This is a genomic window from Saccharothrix texasensis (assembly GCF_003752005.1).
Taxonomy (GTDB): Bacteria; Actinomycetota; Actinomycetes; order Mycobacteriales; family Pseudonocardiaceae; genus Actinosynnema; species Actinosynnema texasense.
Window position 1 is genome coordinate 3,195,908 of the sequence record NZ_RJKM01000001.1, and the last position, 15,305, is coordinate 3,211,212.

Annotated in this window: 20 protein-coding genes; 12 read left to right on the forward strand and 8 right to left on the reverse strand. The window is 68.7% G+C overall.

Features of this window, described 5'->3' with window-relative positions; all coding sequences use genetic code 11:
- The first annotated feature begins 71 nt into the window (after positions 1–71).
- Positions 72–698: a DUF305 domain-containing protein gene (locus tag EDD40_RS12675; RefSeq protein ID WP_123743071.1), complete on the forward strand. Its 627-nt coding sequence runs from the start codon at positions 72–74 to the stop codon at positions 696–698.
- 104 nt (positions 699–802) lie between these two features.
- Here EDD40_RS12675 and EDD40_RS12680 read toward each other — a convergent pair whose 3' ends face one another.
- A complete protein-coding gene (locus tag EDD40_RS12680) occupies positions 803–1,387 on the reverse strand; it encodes a TetR/AcrR family transcriptional regulator (RefSeq protein WP_123743072.1) in 585 nt (194 codons plus the stop codon).
- Between the two features lie 187 nt (positions 1,388–1,574).
- On the opposite strand from EDD40_RS12680, the gene EDD40_RS41660 reads away from it, so the two are divergent.
- Positions 1,575–1,739, forward strand: coding sequence for a hypothetical protein (locus EDD40_RS41660; protein ID WP_170184861.1), 165 nt, complete (start codon positions 1,575–1,577; stop codon positions 1,737–1,739).
- Between the two features lie 14 nt (positions 1,740–1,753).
- Complete coding sequence (locus EDD40_RS12685) at positions 1,754–2,266, forward strand: DUF2269 domain-containing protein (RefSeq protein WP_123743073.1); 513 nt, start codon at positions 1,754–1,756, stop codon at positions 2,264–2,266.
- 13 nt (positions 2,267–2,279) lie between these two features.
- Here the strand turns inward: EDD40_RS12685 and EDD40_RS12690 are convergent, their stop codons facing one another.
- Positions 2,280–2,582 (reverse strand): (2Fe-2S) ferredoxin domain-containing protein, encoded by a 303-nt coding sequence (locus EDD40_RS12690; RefSeq protein WP_246037624.1) that lies wholly within the window; start codon positions 2,580–2,582, stop codon positions 2,280–2,282.
- A gap of 212 nt (positions 2,583–2,794) precedes the next feature.
- Positions 2,795–4,210, reverse strand: a complete 1,416-nt coding sequence (locus EDD40_RS12695; protein ID WP_123743075.1) for an MFS transporter — start codon at positions 4,208–4,210, stop codon at positions 2,795–2,797.
- Between the two features lie 206 nt (positions 4,211–4,416).
- Between EDD40_RS12695 and EDD40_RS12700 the strand changes: the two genes are divergently transcribed.
- The 4 genes from EDD40_RS12700 (at position 4,417) to EDD40_RS12715 (ending at position 7,427) form a co-directional block, all read left to right on the forward strand.
- Positions 4,417–4,779, forward strand: coding sequence for a BlaI/MecI/CopY family transcriptional regulator (locus EDD40_RS12700; RefSeq protein ID WP_123743076.1), 363 nt, complete (start codon positions 4,417–4,419; stop codon positions 4,777–4,779).
- Positions 4,776–5,714: a M56 family metallopeptidase gene (locus EDD40_RS12705; protein WP_123743077.1), complete on the forward strand. Its 939-nt coding sequence runs from the start codon at positions 4,776–4,778 to the stop codon at positions 5,712–5,714. Before EDD40_RS12700 ends, EDD40_RS12705 begins: the two co-directional genes overlap by 4 nt.
- Before the next feature lie 146 nt (positions 5,715–5,860).
- A complete protein-coding gene (locus EDD40_RS12710; RefSeq protein WP_123743078.1) occupies positions 5,861–6,853 on the forward strand; it encodes a C40 family peptidase in 993 nt (330 codons plus the stop codon).
- Positions 6,854–7,019: 166 nt separating this feature from the next.
- Entirely contained in the window at positions 7,020–7,427 is a 408-nt protein-coding gene (locus EDD40_RS12715; protein WP_170185052.1) for a four-helix bundle copper-binding protein, read from the forward strand.
- 129 nt (positions 7,428–7,556) lie between these two features.
- Here the strand turns inward: EDD40_RS12715 and EDD40_RS12720 are convergent, their stop codons facing one another.
- From EDD40_RS12720 to EDD40_RS12735, 4 genes are all read right to left on the reverse strand, one after another.
- Positions 7,557–9,839: a heavy metal translocating P-type ATPase gene (locus EDD40_RS12720; protein WP_123743080.1), complete on the reverse strand. Its 2,283-nt coding sequence runs from the start codon at positions 9,837–9,839 to the stop codon at positions 7,557–7,559.
- Entirely contained in the window at positions 9,832–10,815 is a 984-nt protein-coding gene (locus EDD40_RS12725) for a hypothetical protein (protein WP_123743081.1), read from the reverse strand. The genes EDD40_RS12720 and EDD40_RS12725 overlap by 8 nt, the downstream gene beginning before the upstream one ends.
- A gap of 70 nt (positions 10,816–10,885) precedes the next feature.
- Positions 10,886–11,092, reverse strand: coding sequence for a heavy-metal-associated domain-containing protein (locus EDD40_RS12730; RefSeq protein WP_123743082.1), 207 nt, complete (start codon positions 11,090–11,092; stop codon positions 10,886–10,888).
- A gap of 29 nt (positions 11,093–11,121) precedes the next feature.
- On the reverse strand, positions 11,122–11,403 hold the full coding sequence (locus tag EDD40_RS12735; RefSeq protein WP_123743083.1) for a metal-sensitive transcriptional regulator: 282 nt from the start codon (positions 11,401–11,403) through the stop codon (positions 11,122–11,124).
- A 257-nt stretch (positions 11,404–11,660) separates the two neighbouring features.
- On the opposite strand from EDD40_RS12735, the gene EDD40_RS12740 reads away from it, so the two are divergent.
- From EDD40_RS12740 to EDD40_RS12760, 5 genes are all read left to right on the forward strand, one after another.
- Positions 11,661–11,942: a metal-sensitive transcriptional regulator gene (locus tag EDD40_RS12740; RefSeq protein WP_123743084.1), complete on the forward strand. Its 282-nt coding sequence runs from the start codon at positions 11,661–11,663 to the stop codon at positions 11,940–11,942.
- A 105-nt stretch (positions 11,943–12,047) separates the two neighbouring features.
- Positions 12,048–12,251 carry a heavy-metal-associated domain-containing protein gene (locus EDD40_RS12745; protein ID WP_123743085.1) on the forward strand — a complete coding sequence of 68 codons (204 nt, stop codon included), beginning with the start codon at positions 12,048–12,050 and terminating at the stop codon, positions 12,249–12,251.
- A gap of 83 nt (positions 12,252–12,334) precedes the next feature.
- Positions 12,335–12,565, forward strand: coding sequence for a CDGSH iron-sulfur domain-containing protein (locus tag EDD40_RS12750; RefSeq protein ID WP_123743086.1), 231 nt, complete (start codon positions 12,335–12,337; stop codon positions 12,563–12,565).
- Positions 12,466–13,857: a cytochrome P450 family protein gene (locus tag EDD40_RS12755; protein WP_246037625.1), complete on the forward strand. Its 1,392-nt coding sequence runs from the start codon at positions 12,466–12,468 to the stop codon at positions 13,855–13,857. Before EDD40_RS12750 ends, EDD40_RS12755 begins: the two co-directional genes overlap by 100 nt.
- Before the next feature lie 77 nt (positions 13,858–13,934).
- Positions 13,935–14,492, forward strand: a complete 558-nt coding sequence (locus tag EDD40_RS12760) for a pyridoxamine 5'-phosphate oxidase family protein (protein WP_211348161.1) — start codon at positions 13,935–13,937, stop codon at positions 14,490–14,492.
- Here the strand turns inward: EDD40_RS12760 and EDD40_RS12765 are convergent.
- Positions 14,441–15,106, reverse strand: a complete 666-nt coding sequence (locus EDD40_RS12765) for a TenA family protein (RefSeq protein WP_123743089.1) — start codon at positions 15,104–15,106, stop codon at positions 14,441–14,443. The genes EDD40_RS12760 and EDD40_RS12765 overlap by 52 nt on opposite strands.
- Positions 15,107–15,305: the final 199 nt, after the last annotated feature.

The following is a 15,305-nucleotide window of genomic DNA, read 5'->3' on the forward strand; positions in this document are numbered from 1 at the left end:
CGCGTGACGTCCTCCGAGGACGTTGACGCGACGCCGCGCATCCGACTGGACTTAACACCGCGGAGGACATCATGACCAGGAAGAACCTGGTCGGGACGGCGCTTGCCGTCCTGACCACCGGACTCGTGCTCGCCGGGTGCGGCAACTCCGGCTCCGGCGGCCACGACATGGGCAGCATGACTGGAACCACCAGTTCCACAAGCCCCACCAGTGCTGCCGCCGCGCCGTCGGGCGAGCACAACGACGCCGACATCGCGTTCGCGCAGGGCATGATCCCCCATCACCAGGGCGCGATCGAGATGGCCAAGCTCGCCGAGGGCGGGACGTCCAACACCAAGGTGCTCGACCTCGCGTCACGCATCGAGAAGGCCCAGGATCCCGAGATCAAGACCATGACCGAGTGGCTGAACGCCTGGGGCGCCGAGGTGCACACCACGGGCATGCCGGGCATGGATCACGGCTCGGACATGGCCGGCATGAGCGACGCCGAGATGGACCTGCTGGAGCAGGCCAAGGACGCCGACTTCGACAGGATGTTCCTGGACATGATGATCAAGCACCACCAGGGCGCGATCGACATGTCCAAGCTGGAACTCCAGCAGGGCAACAACCCCGACGCCAAGAAGCTCGCGCAGCAGATCATCGACTCGCAGCAGACCGAGATCACCGAGATGCAGGGACTGCTCGCGGCCGGCTGACCGTCGGCGGAGCCCGAGGCGCCCCGCATCACGCTTACTACGCTCCATCGGAGGCGTGATGCGGGGACCCGGCGAGCGTGAAGCCGCAGCCGTCCCGGCTTACGTCAGGATGACGGTCGCAGACCTGTGATCGTGACGGTGACGAGCCTGCGGACAGCGGCCTCGGATCGGAGGCTCGCGGCTGCCGAGAGGGCGTGCACGCAGAAGGCGGCGAGTTCGTCGGGTGCGACGTCGTCCCGGAGGTCACCGCTCGCCGCGACTTCGATCAGCAAGTCCTTGATCAGGTCTTGGACCTGCTGCTGCGCTTGGGCGAGTTGTGGGCCCTGGTGCAGGATCGCGGCGAGTTGGTGGCCGGGACGGTCGTGGGACGAGCGTTCCTGTGAGATGCGCGCGTAGGCGTGCAGAACGGCATCGAGCCGCTCGCGGGGGTCGGCTACCCGATCTCGGATGTCGGCGAGCTGCTGGAGGTGGCTCTCGACCTGCCGTTGGTGCCAGGTGTGCAGGATCGCTTCGACGTCGGGGAAGTACTTGTAGAGGGTAGCCCTCCCGATACCGGTGGTCTCGGCGATCTTCGACATGGTCACCGACAGCAGACCGTGCACGCGGACCAGTTCTGCGGTGGCATTGAGGATCGCCTCGTGCACCGCTTGGCGGTGCGCGTCGATCGTCTCGTTCCACAGCCGGGGCACAGCCGAAGTATACGAGACGACAGGCTGAAGACAGTATGGTTAGATATCGACACAGTGTCTCGATAAACTTGCCGGACCGACGAGGAGGTCCACCGTGAGCACACCGCCCGTTCCCCCCAGCGAGGACACCGTCCCGACGTCCGACCAGGGACCGAGCTCGGATAAACCGCCTAGGGTGCCGCGCTGGGTGAAGGCGCTTGTGGTCATCGCCGGCGGCCTGGTCCTGCTGGTCTTGATCCTGATGTTGACCGGTCTTGGGGGTGGGCACGGTCCCGGTCGTCACACGGGCACCGGTGTCTCCCCGGCGGTCGTCATCACGGCCGAGGAGATCGCCCCCGGCGGTGAGGTGTGAGATTCGCACCGGGTATGCGCAAGTTCGTGCTGCTCACCCACATCACGACCTCGGTGGGGTGGTTGGGCGCGGTCTTCGCCTACCTCGCGCTGGACATCACCGCCACCACCGGCCAGGACGTGGAGACGGTCCGCGCCGCCTACGTCGCGATGGCGATCATGGTCTCCTACGTCATCGTTCCGCTTGCGATGGCATCAGCAGTCATCGGCGTCGTCAATGCGCTGGGCACCCCGTGGGGCCTGCTCCGGCACTATTGGATCTTGGTGAAGCTACTGCTCACGGTCTTCGCCGCGACCGTGCTCCTGATCGAGACTTCGACGGTGCACCACCTGGCCGACACGGCGACCTCGGGCATCGACCCCCGTGAGCTGCCCGGCACGCTGCTGCACTCAATCGGCGGCTCGGTGGTGCTGCTGCTCATCATGGTGCTGTCGGTGTACAAGCCACGCGGCGTGACGCGCCACGGGTGGCGTCGACAGCAGGAACAGCGGCGTCAGCAGGGCAAGCAGCAGCCGACACCGGCGTGATGGGACTTGAGACTCAGCTCGCGGCGCTGTCGTCAGCCGGTCGGTCGAGCAGGTGGTCGGTCAAGCCCGCCGGCATCTCGGCACGACCCGGTCCGCCCGCGGCGACCCAGTCGAGGATGTGGTCCACCGCCTCATTGGTGAGCACGCCACCCAACCACACCGGCCTCGCGCCGGTGCCCCGTGCCGGCCTGACCACGACGACGTTGGAGAACTCGCAGAAACTCAGGCAGTTGGCCACGGTGACCGCCTGCGGTCCCACGGCCTCCCGGAACTTGCGCAGTTGCGTCATGTGGTCGACGTCCGGGTGCTTCTTCACGGTGCCGCAGCAGCAACCCCGACAGACGGTCAACCTGCTCGATTCGGACACCTGATCTCCATACGTCGCCGTTACGACCGTGAACCTACTAGGACGGGTAGTGCGTCAGCCAGCGCCGACGACCGAGAAGTGCTTACCTGCGGAAATGCTCCCCGCATACCCGGTCCGGGGTATGCGGGGAGCGGACCGGTGCGCGTTCACACACCACCGGGCTAGACCTTGGCCGCCACCTGCTCGGCGGGTTCGGCGACCCGGCCGCGCAGGGTGAAGGCCGCCAGCAGCGCGGCCACCAGCGCGACCAGCGCCGCGCCGGTGAAGGCGGCCGAGTAGCCGTCGGTCAACGCGACCGCGTCACCCAGCCGGTCGGCGCCCTGTGACGTCGCCACCGCCGTCATCGCGGCCAAGCCGAGCGCCGAGCCGATCTGGTAGGTGGTGTTGATGATGCCCGAGGCCAATCCGCCCTGGTCGGGCGCGACTCCACCGATGGCGGCCATCGTCGCCGGGATGAAGACCAGCGCCATGCCGACCGCCGAGATCAGCGAGCCGGGCAGCACGTCGACGACGAAGCTGCCGCCCGGATCGGCGGTGGCCAGCAGGCCCAGGCCGGCGGCGAGCACGGCAAGGCCGGTGACGATCAGCGGCTTGGTGCCGAACCGTCCGATCAGGCGTCCACTGGCGGTGGTCATGAGAACGGTCATCAGCACCGTCATCGGCAGCAGCGCCGCGCCGCTGGCGAACGAGTCGAACCCGAGCACCTGCTGGACGTAGAGGTTGAGGAAGTACCACATCGGGATCCACGCCGCGCCCAGCAACGCCATCGCGACGTTCGCCGCCGCCAAGTCGGGCGTGCGCCACACCTTCAGCGGCATCAACGGGTTCCTGACCGCACGCTGCAGCAACAGGAAACCGACCAGCAGCACCGCCGCTGCGCCGAGCTGCACGAGCGTCGCGGTCGACGCCCAGCCACGTTCTGGAGCCTGCACGATGGCGTAGACGACCAGGGCGAGCCCGCCGGTCACCGCGATCGCCCCGCCGACGTCCAGGCCGCCGCTGCGTCCGGGGACGACGGGAAGCAGTTTGGGGGTGAGCGCGAGGGTCAGCACACCGATCGGGATGTAGATGATGAACACCCACGGCCAGCTCAGCCACTCGGTGATCACGCCACTGAGGAACACGCCCGCCGTGCCGCCCGCCGGTGCCGCCGCGCCGTAGAAGGCCATCGCCTTGGGCAGCTCGTTCGGCTGACCGGCGAACAGCACCATCAGCAGCGTCATCGCGGCCGGTGCGATCAATGCCGCGCCGACACCCTGCACCGCACGTCCGAGCACTTCGACGCCCGCGCCGGTCGCCGCGGCGGCGACCACCGAGCCGACGATGAGGGTGATCCAACCGATGGCGAACACCCGACGGGCACCCCAGAGGTCGGAGAGCCTGCCGCCGAGCAGCAGCAGACCGCCGAGCGCAACCGCGTAGGCGTTGAACACCCACTGGAGGCCACCCGGTGTGAAACCGAGTTCGCGCTGCATGTCCGGCAGCGCCACGGCGATGATCGAGGTGTCCATGATGACCATGAACTGCGCTGCCGCGAGCACGACGAGTGCCCACCAGCGCCGGGGATCGGGATTCATGGCAAGTCCTTCCAATTGTTCTGCCCATACCCTATAGGGGTATGTTGCCAAGCGATCGAAACATACCCCCAGGGGGTAGTTGGTTGTCAAGCCGCAGGAAACCCGGGACGGGCACCGGCACGAGGAAGCAAGAGGCGACCTAGTAGGAGCCGCGACTTCCAGGGCCATCCTCGACCGCGTAACATGTCGTGGTCGGAGGGGGCGGGATGCACGGACTCGGCGAGCTGGAAGCAGCGGTGATGGATGTGCTGTGGCGCGCGCCGGAGCCGGTGAAGGTGCGCGATGTCCTCGACCGGCTCGACACTGGCAAGCAACTCGCGTACACCACGGTCCTGACCGTACTGGACAACCTCCACCGCAAGGGCTGGGTCCAGCGCGAACTGGTGGGCAAGGCCTACCACTACGAAGCGACGACGAGCCGCGCCGAAGCCGCGGCCAACGCGGTGCGCGAACTGGTGAACGCCTCCGGCGACCCGGACGGCGTGCTGCTGCACTTCGCGCGCTCCGCGTCGGAGCACGAGACAGAACTGTTGCGCAAAGCGCTGCCGAAGAGATCGCGCAAGACATGACCGTGGCCGCCGCACTGCTGGTGACGGCAGGTCTGATGGGGGTGCTGGCGCCCCGTCAACTGTTGCGCCTGGTCACGCGCGGCGCCGACCCGCTCGTCCCGCTGCTGGCCTGGCTGGCGTCCGCGGTGAGCGTCGTCACCACCTCCGCACTGGCCGTGTCCCTGCTCCTCCTGCCGGACCACGGCACGGACGCACTCGCACTCGCGCACGAGTGCTGGTCATCGCTCGAACACGGGATGGCCCCGCGCGTCGAGGCCGCCGGTGGCGTCGTCGGCCTGGTGTTGTTGACCGGGCTCTTGGTCCGGCTCACGGTCCTGAGTGTCAAGGGCGCACGGCACCGGGCACGTAGGCGTCGAGACCACCTCGCCGTGCTCCGGGTCGCGGCCCGCCACGAACCCGGCTCGCCTTCGACGCTCTGGCTCGACCACGACGAACCACTGGCGTTCAGCCTGGCCGGCACGCCGGGCGTCGTCGTCGCCACCGAAGGCCTCAACCGACGACTGACCGACAAGCAGGTCGACGCCGTGCTCGCCCATGAACGTGCCCATCTCAACGGCAGGCACCACCTCCTCGTCGCCGCGGCTGACGCGTTGTCGACCGTGCTGCCGTTCCTCCCCCTGTTCCGGCGCACCCCTGGTGTGGTGCGGGAGTTGGTGGAGGTCGCCGCGGACGCCGCCGCGGTCCGCGCCTGCGGCGTCGAGGCGGTCCGGGCCGCCCTGCTCAGGGTGTCGGGCCACGGCGCACCCGGCTCGGCGCTCGCGATGGGTCGGGATTCGGTCGAGGTGAGGTTGGCGCTCCTGGCCCACCCACATCGACGTCCGGACTCGGCACGCAGCCTGCTGGCGTACGGGGCAGCCTGCGCAACAGCCTTGACGGTCCCGGTCTTCGCGGCGTTCGGCGGCCTACTGGCCGTGATCTTGGTCGCCTGTCACTGAGCCCGGACCTGAACGGCACAACCCGCGGCGCTCACCGCACCCTTCCTACTATCAGCAATAGTAGACGAACCGCGAATCCTTCCGTAGCCTGTCCGAGGCCCAGGGGTCACCCAATCGGATTACCGCTCGAAGGAGGCTGCACGTCCGTGTCGTCCCAATCCGCTCAGCGCACGATCCGGGCCGCGTTGGCGGCCGCAGTGATCTCGGCCGGCATCGTCACACCGCAGGCGGCAGCCGATCCGGCAGTGCCCTCCAACGCCTCCGAGGCACTCAAGAAGTACACCGAGCTGGCAGGCCAGGCCGAGAAGCTCAACGAGGAGCACCTGCGCGCACAGGACGACCTCAAGGCCAAGCAGTCCGAGTTGGGCAAAGCCACCAGCGACCTCACCGGCGCGCGCCAAGCCGAGGAGCACCTGCGCGGCCAGGTCGACCTGCTCACCGAGGCGAGCTTCGAAGGCGCCCGGTTCAACCAGCTCTCGGCGCTGCTGGTCAGCGACTCGCAACAGGACTACCTGAACCGGATGTCCGCGCTCGGCATCCTGGCGGACGACAACGCGGAGACGCTCACGAGCCTGTCCAAAGCGGTCACCGACGCCGATGACGCCCAACGCCGGGCCACGGACGCCACCGACGCCGCCACCAAGATCGTGGACGACATCGCTCAGCGGAAATCCGACCTGGACAAGCAGGTCGACGACGCACGCGCCCAGTACCAACAGCTCAGTTCGGCCGACAAGGCCATCCTCTCCAACCCCGGCGACACGTCGCGCATCGCCGTGCCCGCAGGGACCGCCGGCCGGGCGCTGGAGTACGCGCTGGCCCAGCGCGGCGACGACTACGTCTTCGGCGCCAACGGCCCGGACCAGTGGGACTGCTCCAGCCTCATGCAGCAGTCCTACCGCGCCGCCGGCGTCTCCATCCCCCGCACCACCTACGGCCAAGCGGGCGTTGGCCGCCAGGTGTCCCGCAGCGAGGTCAAGGCGGGCGATCTGATCATCTACTACTCCGACCAGCACCACGTCGCCATGGCCGTCGACGGAGTGCGCGCGGTACACGCGTCCACCGAGGGCGTGCCCGTGAAGATCGCCGACATCGACTCGATCGGGCCGGTCAACGTCATCCGACGCATCGAAGGCTGAGTGACCAGATCAAGGTGAACCCGTCTGACGGTCCCACCGACATCGTGGCTTCACCATAGGAGTACCCCCTATAGGCATAGTTCAACAGCACGTCATCAGGCCGTTACGCTTGATTGGCACGTGGGTACTCCCGGTAGGCATCTACTACGACTACTAGGAGGTCCTGGTGACCACGACGCAGGAGATGCTCCGCACCTACCCGGCCGACCTGGGAGGTATCGACCAAGAAGCTCTCGCGAGGTGCATCGAGGCGTGCTTCGAGTGCGCGCAGGCGTGCACCGCGTGCGCGGATGCCTGTCTGGGCGAGAGCGGCGTCGCCGAGTTGGTCAAGTGCATCCGAACCAACCTGGACTGCGCCGACGTCTGCACCACCACCGGCCGGGTGCTGTCCCGTCACACCGGCTACGACGCGAACCTGACCCGTGCGTTGCTCGAAGCGTGCGCGACGGCGTGCAAGTCCTGCGGTGACGAGTGCGGGCAGCACGCGAGCATGCACGAGCACTGCCGGATCTGCGCCGAGGCGTGCCGTCGCTGCGAGCAGGCGTGCCGGGAGTTGTTGGCCTCGTTGGGCTGACCGGTGTCGGAGCCACCGCTACCAGCAGGTCATGGTGGGAGGCTCCAGTGCTGGAAAGCCGGTACGGTCACGCGGGTTACGGCGGCGGTGTGGGTCCGAAGTTCTTCGGACCCACACCGCCGCCGGGTGTCAGGCGACCTTTGCGGGCACCTTCTCCGCAGTGGTCCGAGCCCCGGCGGTCTGGTCGGTCGGCGCGGTGGCACGGAAACCGCGCAGGCGCAGGCTGTTGCTGACCACGAACACGCTGGAGAACGCCATGGCGGCACCCGCGATCATCGGGTTCAGCAGTCCGGCGGCAGCCAGGGGCAAGGCCGCCACGTTGTAGGCGAAGGCCCAGAACAGGTTGCCCTTGATGGTGCTCAGAGTGCGGCGGGCGAGCCTGATCGCGTCGACGGCGGCCATCAAGTCGCCGCGTACCAGGGTGAGGTCGCTCGCCTCGATGGCGGCGTCGGTGCCGGTGCCCATCGCGAGGCCCAGGTCGGCCTTGGCCAACGCCGCGGCATCGTTCACCCCGTCGCCCACCATGGCCACGACCTTGCCCTCGCCCTGGAGGCGGGTGATGACGTCGACCTTGTCCTTGGGCAGGACTTCGGCGATGACCTCGTCGATGCCGACCTCGGCGGCGACCGCGCGGGCGGCGGCCTCGTTGTCGCCGGTCAGCAGGACCGGGGTCAAGCCCAGCTCGCGCAGGCGCCGGACGGCTTCGGCCGAGGTCGGCTTGACCGTGTCGGCGACCGCGAGGACCGCCTTCGCCTGCCCGTCCCACGCGACGAGGACAGCGGTGTGGCCGCGTTGTTCGGCCGCTTCCTTGGCTTTGACGAGGCCCTGGTCGAGGTGGACGGACCACTCGGCCAGCAGGCGTTCACGGCCGACGACGACCGCGTGCCCGTCGACTACGCCCTGCACGCCCACGCCCTCGTGGTTCTGGAAACCTTCGACCTCGGGCAGCTCCCCCACCCGTTCTGCCGCGCCGGTCGCGATCGCCTTGGCGATGGGGTGCTCCGAGGCGTGCTCCAGCGCACCCGCCAAGCGCAGTACTTCGTCCTCCGCGACGCCCGCGGCCGGGTGCACGGCGACCAGGCTCATCCGGCCGGTGGTGACGGTGCCGGTCTTGTCCAGCACGACGGTGTCGACCCGCCGGGTGGACTCCAGCACCTCCGGCCCCTTGATCAGGATCCCGAGCTGTGCGCCACGTCCGGTGCCGACCAGCAGCGCGGTCGGCGTGGCCAACCCGAGGGCGCACGGGCAGGCGATGATCAGCACCGCCACCGCGGCGGTGAACGCGGCGGAGACGCCGCCACCAGCACCGAGCCAGAAGGCCAGCGTGCCCACGGCAAGAGCGATGACGATGGGAACGAAAACGCCGGAGATGCGGTCCGCCAAGCGTTGTGCCTCGGCCTTGCCGCCCTGGGCGTCCTCGACCAGCTTGGCCATCTGCGCCAACTGGGTGTCGGTGCCCACGCGAGTGGCCTTGACGACCAGGCGTCCGCCGGCGTTGACGGTCGCACCGACCACGGCGTCGCCGGGACCGACCTCGACCGGCACGGACTCACCGGTCAACATGCTCGCGTCGACCGCGGAGCTGCCCTCGTCGACCACACCGTCCGTGGCGATCTTCTCGCCGGGCCGCACCACGAACCGGTCACCGACCGTCAGATCGGCGATCGGGACGCGTACCTCGCGGCCGTCGCGCAGCACGGCGACGTCCTTGGCGCCCAGTTCCAGCAGCGCTCGCAGGGCCGCGCCCGCGCGGCGCTTGGAGCGGGCCTCGAAGTAGCGGCCGGCCAGGATGAACACGGTGACGCCGGCGGCGACTTCCAGGTAGATCGCGCCGGCGCCGTCGGTGCGCTGGACGGTGAGCTCGAACGGGTGCGTCATGCCGGGTGTGCCCGCGGTGCCCCACAGCAGCGCGTACAACGACCAGCCGAACGCCGCGATCGTGCCCATCGAGATCAGCGTGTCCATGGTGGCCGCGCCGTGGCGCAGGTTCGTCCACGCCGCCCGGTGGAACGGCCAGGCGCCCCAGACCAGCACCGGGGCCGCCAGAGTGAGGGAGATCCACTGCCAGTAGGTGAACTGGAGCGCTGGAACCATGGCCAGCACGATCACCGGCACCGCCAGCACGGTCGAGCCGATCAGCCGCTGCCGCAGCGTCCTGGTGGGGTCGACCTCGGCAGCCTCGGCGTGTTCCGGGTCGGCGGAGGGCAGCGTGGCGCCGTACCCGGCGGCCTCGACCTGCTGGACCAAGGTCTGCGGGTCGACGTCGTCGGGGAAGGTGACGCGCGCTTTCTCGGTGGCGTAGTTGACCGTGGCGGTCACGCCGTCGAGCTTGTTGAGCTTGCGCTCGATCCGGTTGGCGCACGAGGCGCAGGTCATGCCGGTGATCGAGAGTTCGAGCCGCGTGTCAGCCATGTCCGTGCCCTTCCTCTTCCCCGTGCCCGTCCTCGACCGGTGCCGACGGGGCCGCCGACGTCGGCGTGGGTTGCCCCTGGATGCCTTCGGTGGTCACCGTGAACTCCGCGGTGCGCACGACACCGCCGTGCTGGAAGTCCAGGAACAGCCGGTACCCGCCCGCGGACGGCACCTCGGCGACGAACGCGACTTCCGGCCCGGCGGCCGTCTTCCTGTCACCGGGCGTGCCCTCGGGGTGGACGTGCAGGTAGGCGAGGTCACCCTGCCGCAGGGCCACCAGGTGGCCGTAGGCGCCGAGATAGGGCTCCAAGTCGGTGACGGGCGTGCCACCCCTGCTCACGGTCAGCCGCACCGGGGACGCCTCACCGGGCTTGAGCTCGCCGTCCAAGCGCACCTCGTAGCCGTCGACCTGGGCCACCCGCGACGGCGTGTACTGCTGCGGCTCGAACTGCCCGGCGGCGGTGACGTCGACACCCAGCGTGACGGCCTCGCCGCCGGTGGGCTTGAAGTCGGCGAACACCCGGTAGGAGCCCGCGCCCGACACCGGCAGTTGAACGGCCCAGGTGCCGTCGGCGGCCATCTCCGGGTGGACGTGCCGGAAGCCGGAGGTGTCGCGGCGTACCGCGATGAGGTGCATCCGCTTGTCGTGCTCGACGTCGAAGGCGGTCACCGCCGCGCCGTCGGGGCCGGTGATCCGGAAGGAGAAGGTGTCGGTGGTCCCGGCGGTCAGCGTCGTGTCGACGGGCGTGAGGGTGTAACCGCCCCGAGACGATGCCAGCCCGGCCGGCTGGTCCTGCTCTGCTCCCGCGACGGCGTCGCCGTGGTCGTCCCCGTGCCCGGCGCCCTCAGCGCCGGACGTGTCGTGGCCCGCGGCCTCGACGGAGAAGGGACCGACAGCGCTCCCGGCCGCCCAGGCGCCACCGGCGACCAGGGCGAGCGCCACGCCGTAGGCGGTGAGCTTCGCTGCTGCATTCATTGCGAATACCCTTCACACATGATGGAGGCCGGCGGACCGGCGCTCCGCGTCACCCGGTGCGTCGCGCGAGTCAGCTCGCCAAGGCGTAGCCCGCTTCCTCGACCGCCGCACGCACGTCCGCCTCGGCCACAGGTTCAGCACTGGTGACCTTGACGGCCCCCGTCGCCAGGTCGACGTCGACGTCGGTGACACCGGGGATCTCCGAGACCTCCTCGGTCACGGATGCCACGCAGTGGTCACAGGTCATGCCGGTGACGGTGTAAGTGGACTCGGCCATGGGTTTACTCCTCGTCAACGTGTCGATGTTCAGGAACGCACCAGGCGTGCGATGGCCTCGCTCGCTTCATTGACCTTGGCTTCCGCGCCCTCCCCACCCTGCGTCAGCGCATCCGCCACGCAGTGCTTGAGGTGCTCGTCGAGCAGGTTGAGCGACACCGCCTGCAGCGCCTTGGTCGCGGCGGCGATCTGGGTGAGCACGTCGATGCAGTACTCGTCGCTCTCGACCATCCGCTGCAAGCCGCGGACCTGCCCTTCGACGCGACGCAGCCGTTTCAGCACCGCGTCCTTGTCCGCTGTGTACCCGTGCATCCGATGCCCCTCTCACTCAACCCTGACGATACCCCTCAGGGGTATACAGGTCAAAGGTGACCCTTCGAGTGACCGGCGCCACCGAACGACACAATCGGGGTGAGGACTCGCGCCATGTCGCCAGAGACTACCCCCCTGGGGTAAGAGGCAATCCTCGACCGACGACTCCCACCACGTCCGCCGCAGTTCGGCAGCGTCGTCGACACCACGTTCCGCGTATCCTGAACTCGGGTTGACCTGCCGAAAGGACTCTCGCCATGCCGGGCTACGCACACCGCCGCGACGACCACCTGAAGCGGTTGCGCCGCATCGAGGGCCAGATCCGCGGCCTGCAGCGCATGGTCGAGGGTGACGAGTACTGCATCGACGTGCTCACCCAGATCGCCGCCGCGACCAAGGCGCTGCAGGCGGTGTCACTCGGCCTGCTCGACGAGCACTTGAAGCACTGCGTGTCCGAAGCAGTCGCGGAAGGCGGCGAGGTGGCCGAGGCGAAGATCGCCGAGGCGAGCGCGGCGATCGGGCGACTCGTACGGTCCTGACCTGGAAGTTTCCCAGCAGCCGACACAGCGCTCCTCCTTGTCGGGCAACCACTTCGTCGGCTCTGATACCGTACGGGGGTTCCGTTTACTAGCTTGGGAGCGTCGATGAGCACCATCTCGATCAACGTTGAAGGCATGACGTGCAACTCCTGCGTCAACAAGGTGACCGACGCGGTCAGCGCCGTTGACGGTGTAGAGGACGTCGACGTGGACGTCGCCAGCGGTGAGGTGACGGTCTCCGGCAGCCAGGTCGACCCTGAGATCGTCAGGACGGCCGTGACCGAAGCCGGCTACCGGATCGCTTCCTGAACCCGTCCTCGCCCGGCGGCTCGCGGCTCGCGGCACGCGCCGCGAGCCGCGAGCCGCGAGCCGCCCGACCCTGGGAACCCACGATGGACCAGCAGCAACCCGAAGTAGTGATCAAGGTCGTGAACTCCGGCCCCTACCAGGTGAAAGGGCCGGTGAAACTGGTCGATCACGAAGGCCGGGAGTACGAGGTGCCGCAGCGTCGGAGCGTCCTGCTGTGCAGGTGTGGCCAATCGCAGGACAAGCCGTTCTGCGACGGTGCGCACACGAGGACCGGCTTCACGGCCGAAGCGTCTGCCGAGCGACCCGCTACCTGACCCGTGCGGCGGGTACCAGTGTCGACAAGCCCGTGATAGGCGTACTTCCGAGGAGGTGCAGCATGATCGGCTTCAGCACACCCACGAGCACGAAGCTCGACAGCGGTGGTGGCGGGTGCATGTACAAACAGATCGACGAACTCAGGGCGTCCGCTCCCGCCGTCCCGGTCGAGTTACCCGAGGGTGTATCCGCCTGGTCCGTCACCCGAGGCGACGTGGTCAAGCGGTTGCTCACCCATCCAGGTATCTCACGCAACCTCAAGAAGAACAACTCCGACTACCAGCCCGGTTCGATCCCGTGGCTGGCGCCTTGGGTGGACGTGGACTCGATGTTCACCGCTCAGGGCCACGAGCACACCAGGCTGCGCAGGCTGATCGCCCCGGCCTTCACCCCCAAGCGCATCGACGCGATGCGGTCGCAGCTCGAGGCGATCACCGCTGACCTGCTCGACGACCTGTGGTCACGCCCCGGGAACGAGCCCGTCGACCTGCACGCGGCCTTCTCCCACGGTGTGCCCACCCGGTTGATCTGCGACCTGTTCGGCGTCCCGGACGACCAGCGGGCCGAGGTGCTGCGCATCCTTCGCGTGGTCGTGGCGACCGATGTCCCCGAGGACGAGTCGGCCAGGCTCAACGAGGACATGGACCGCGCGATGCGCCTGCTGATCGACACCAAGCGGCGCGAGCCCGGCGATGACCTGACCAGCTTCCTGCTCACCGCGCGAGTCGAGGGTGAAGCGCCGCTGAGCGAGCAGGAGCTGATCTCGACGCTGCTGCTGATGATCGGCGGTGGCAGCCAGACCACCGTTTCCTTGATCGATCATGCGGTGCGTGAGCTGCTCGCCCACCCCGACCAGCTCGCCGTCGCCCAGGCCGATCCGGCGAAGTGGGCCGACGTGGTCGAGGAGGCACTGCGGGTCCACTGCCCGGTGATGCACCTGCCGATGAGGTGGGCGACCGAGGACATCGAACTGGGCGAAGGCGTGGTCATCCACGCCGGGGACGCGGTGCTGATCGCGTTCGGCGCGCACGGCCGCGATCCTGGGCTTCACGACAACCCGGGTGAGTTCGACATCCACCGCGCGAACAAGGAACACCTGGCGTTCGGTGCGGGTCCGCACTTCTGCCCCGGCGCGCGTCTGGCCCGCCTGGAGGCCGCGGTCGCCCTGCCGGCGCTGTTCGACCGCTTTCCGCGCTTGGCCCTTGCCGTGACTCTGGACGAGGTCGAGCCGCTGCGCTCGTTCATCGCCAACGACGTCCTGGCCTTGCCCGTGCTGCTCAACCACCGATGAGCCGGCCTGGTGGCGGGCGGGGGTGACACAGGTCCCGTCCCCCACCGGGTCTCCGCGTTGCAGAAAGGCGGGACATCGTGAACGACAGCCCGGCAGTCCGGACGCGGCGGCTGCTCGACGAGGCGAAGTACCTGACGTTGGCCACCGTGTCGCCGGACGGCACGCCCTGGTCGGCGGTGCTCCAGTACGCGTGGCTGGCCGAGCCGCTCCGGTTGCTGTTCGGCTCGGCCGTGCAGTCCAGGCACTCCCGCGACATCGCCGTGCGGCCCCAGGTGAGCGGGACGCTGTTCACGGCCAAGACCGGCGGTGGGCTCACGGCGGTGGACGGAGCGCAGTTCAGCGGCACGTGCACCGAGTTGCGGGACGAGGACGTAGAGCGCTTCCACAGTTCGTTCTACGACGCGGTGCTGCCCGATCCGCAGGATCGTGCCCGGTGGACGTTGCCGTCATCGCAGTTGGCGCCACCAGCCCCGCACCGCCTGTACGTGATCGAGGTCGAGCGGTGGTGGCTGGTGGACACCAGCACGTGGGAGGAGGACCGGATCGACCGACGGGTCGAGGTGTCACCGGTTGACCTCGCGGGTCAGCTCTCGGTGATTCCCTCGGCCAGGGCATCCCAGAACAGCGACTCGTAGACGCTCACTAAACGGGCGGTCCGCACGGCCTCGTCCGGGTCCTCGCCCGCGGCGAGGCCGTGCGCCACCACGGCTTCGGCCTGGTCGAGCAGTTCGTCCGGCGTCTCGCCGAAGAAGCGGAAGTGGCCCACCGCCTCATCGGAGAAGCCGTATCGGGTTTGGAGTGCGTCGGCCACGCGCCGGTAGGTGGAACCGGACTCCGCGACGTTCGCCAGCAACGCCAGCGCGACCGCGCTACTGCCACCACCGAGGGCGACCTGCGCCAGGTACGCGGGATAGACCTGGGCGAACGGAAGCGGTTCGTGGGCACGGCGCGCGGCCTGGTCCACGTCGACCGCCGCGGCGAAGTCCGACAACAGCCGCAGCGCTTCGCCCTCGCCTTGCGCCATCGTCAGGTAGAAGTCACCGGCCGGCGACTCCGGGAAGCGCGATGCGAGCAGGGTGAAGCTTCGGCGGTCGCTGGCGACCAACCGGTGCAACTCCGCGGCGAGCTGCCGCAAGCGCTCGACGGGAAGGGCGCCGTTGTCCAACAGATCGAGGAATCTGTTGCTGTACGGGCGTTCTGCGGTGCGCTGTCGCGCTCGGGCGACGAGCTCCTTGACCTCGTGGTCCATGCAGGTATGGCAACACCGACCCGGAGCCCTGTCAAACCCGAGCACTCCTCTCGACTTGCTACCCATACCCCCTAGCGGTATAAGTTGTACCCGTACCCGGGCTGGGTATGTGTACCACACCGGCCGATCGGGTAGTCGAATCGAAGGACGTCGGTCGCCGACCTGGGCGACGACCGCGACGATCACGCCGCGAAGGGAA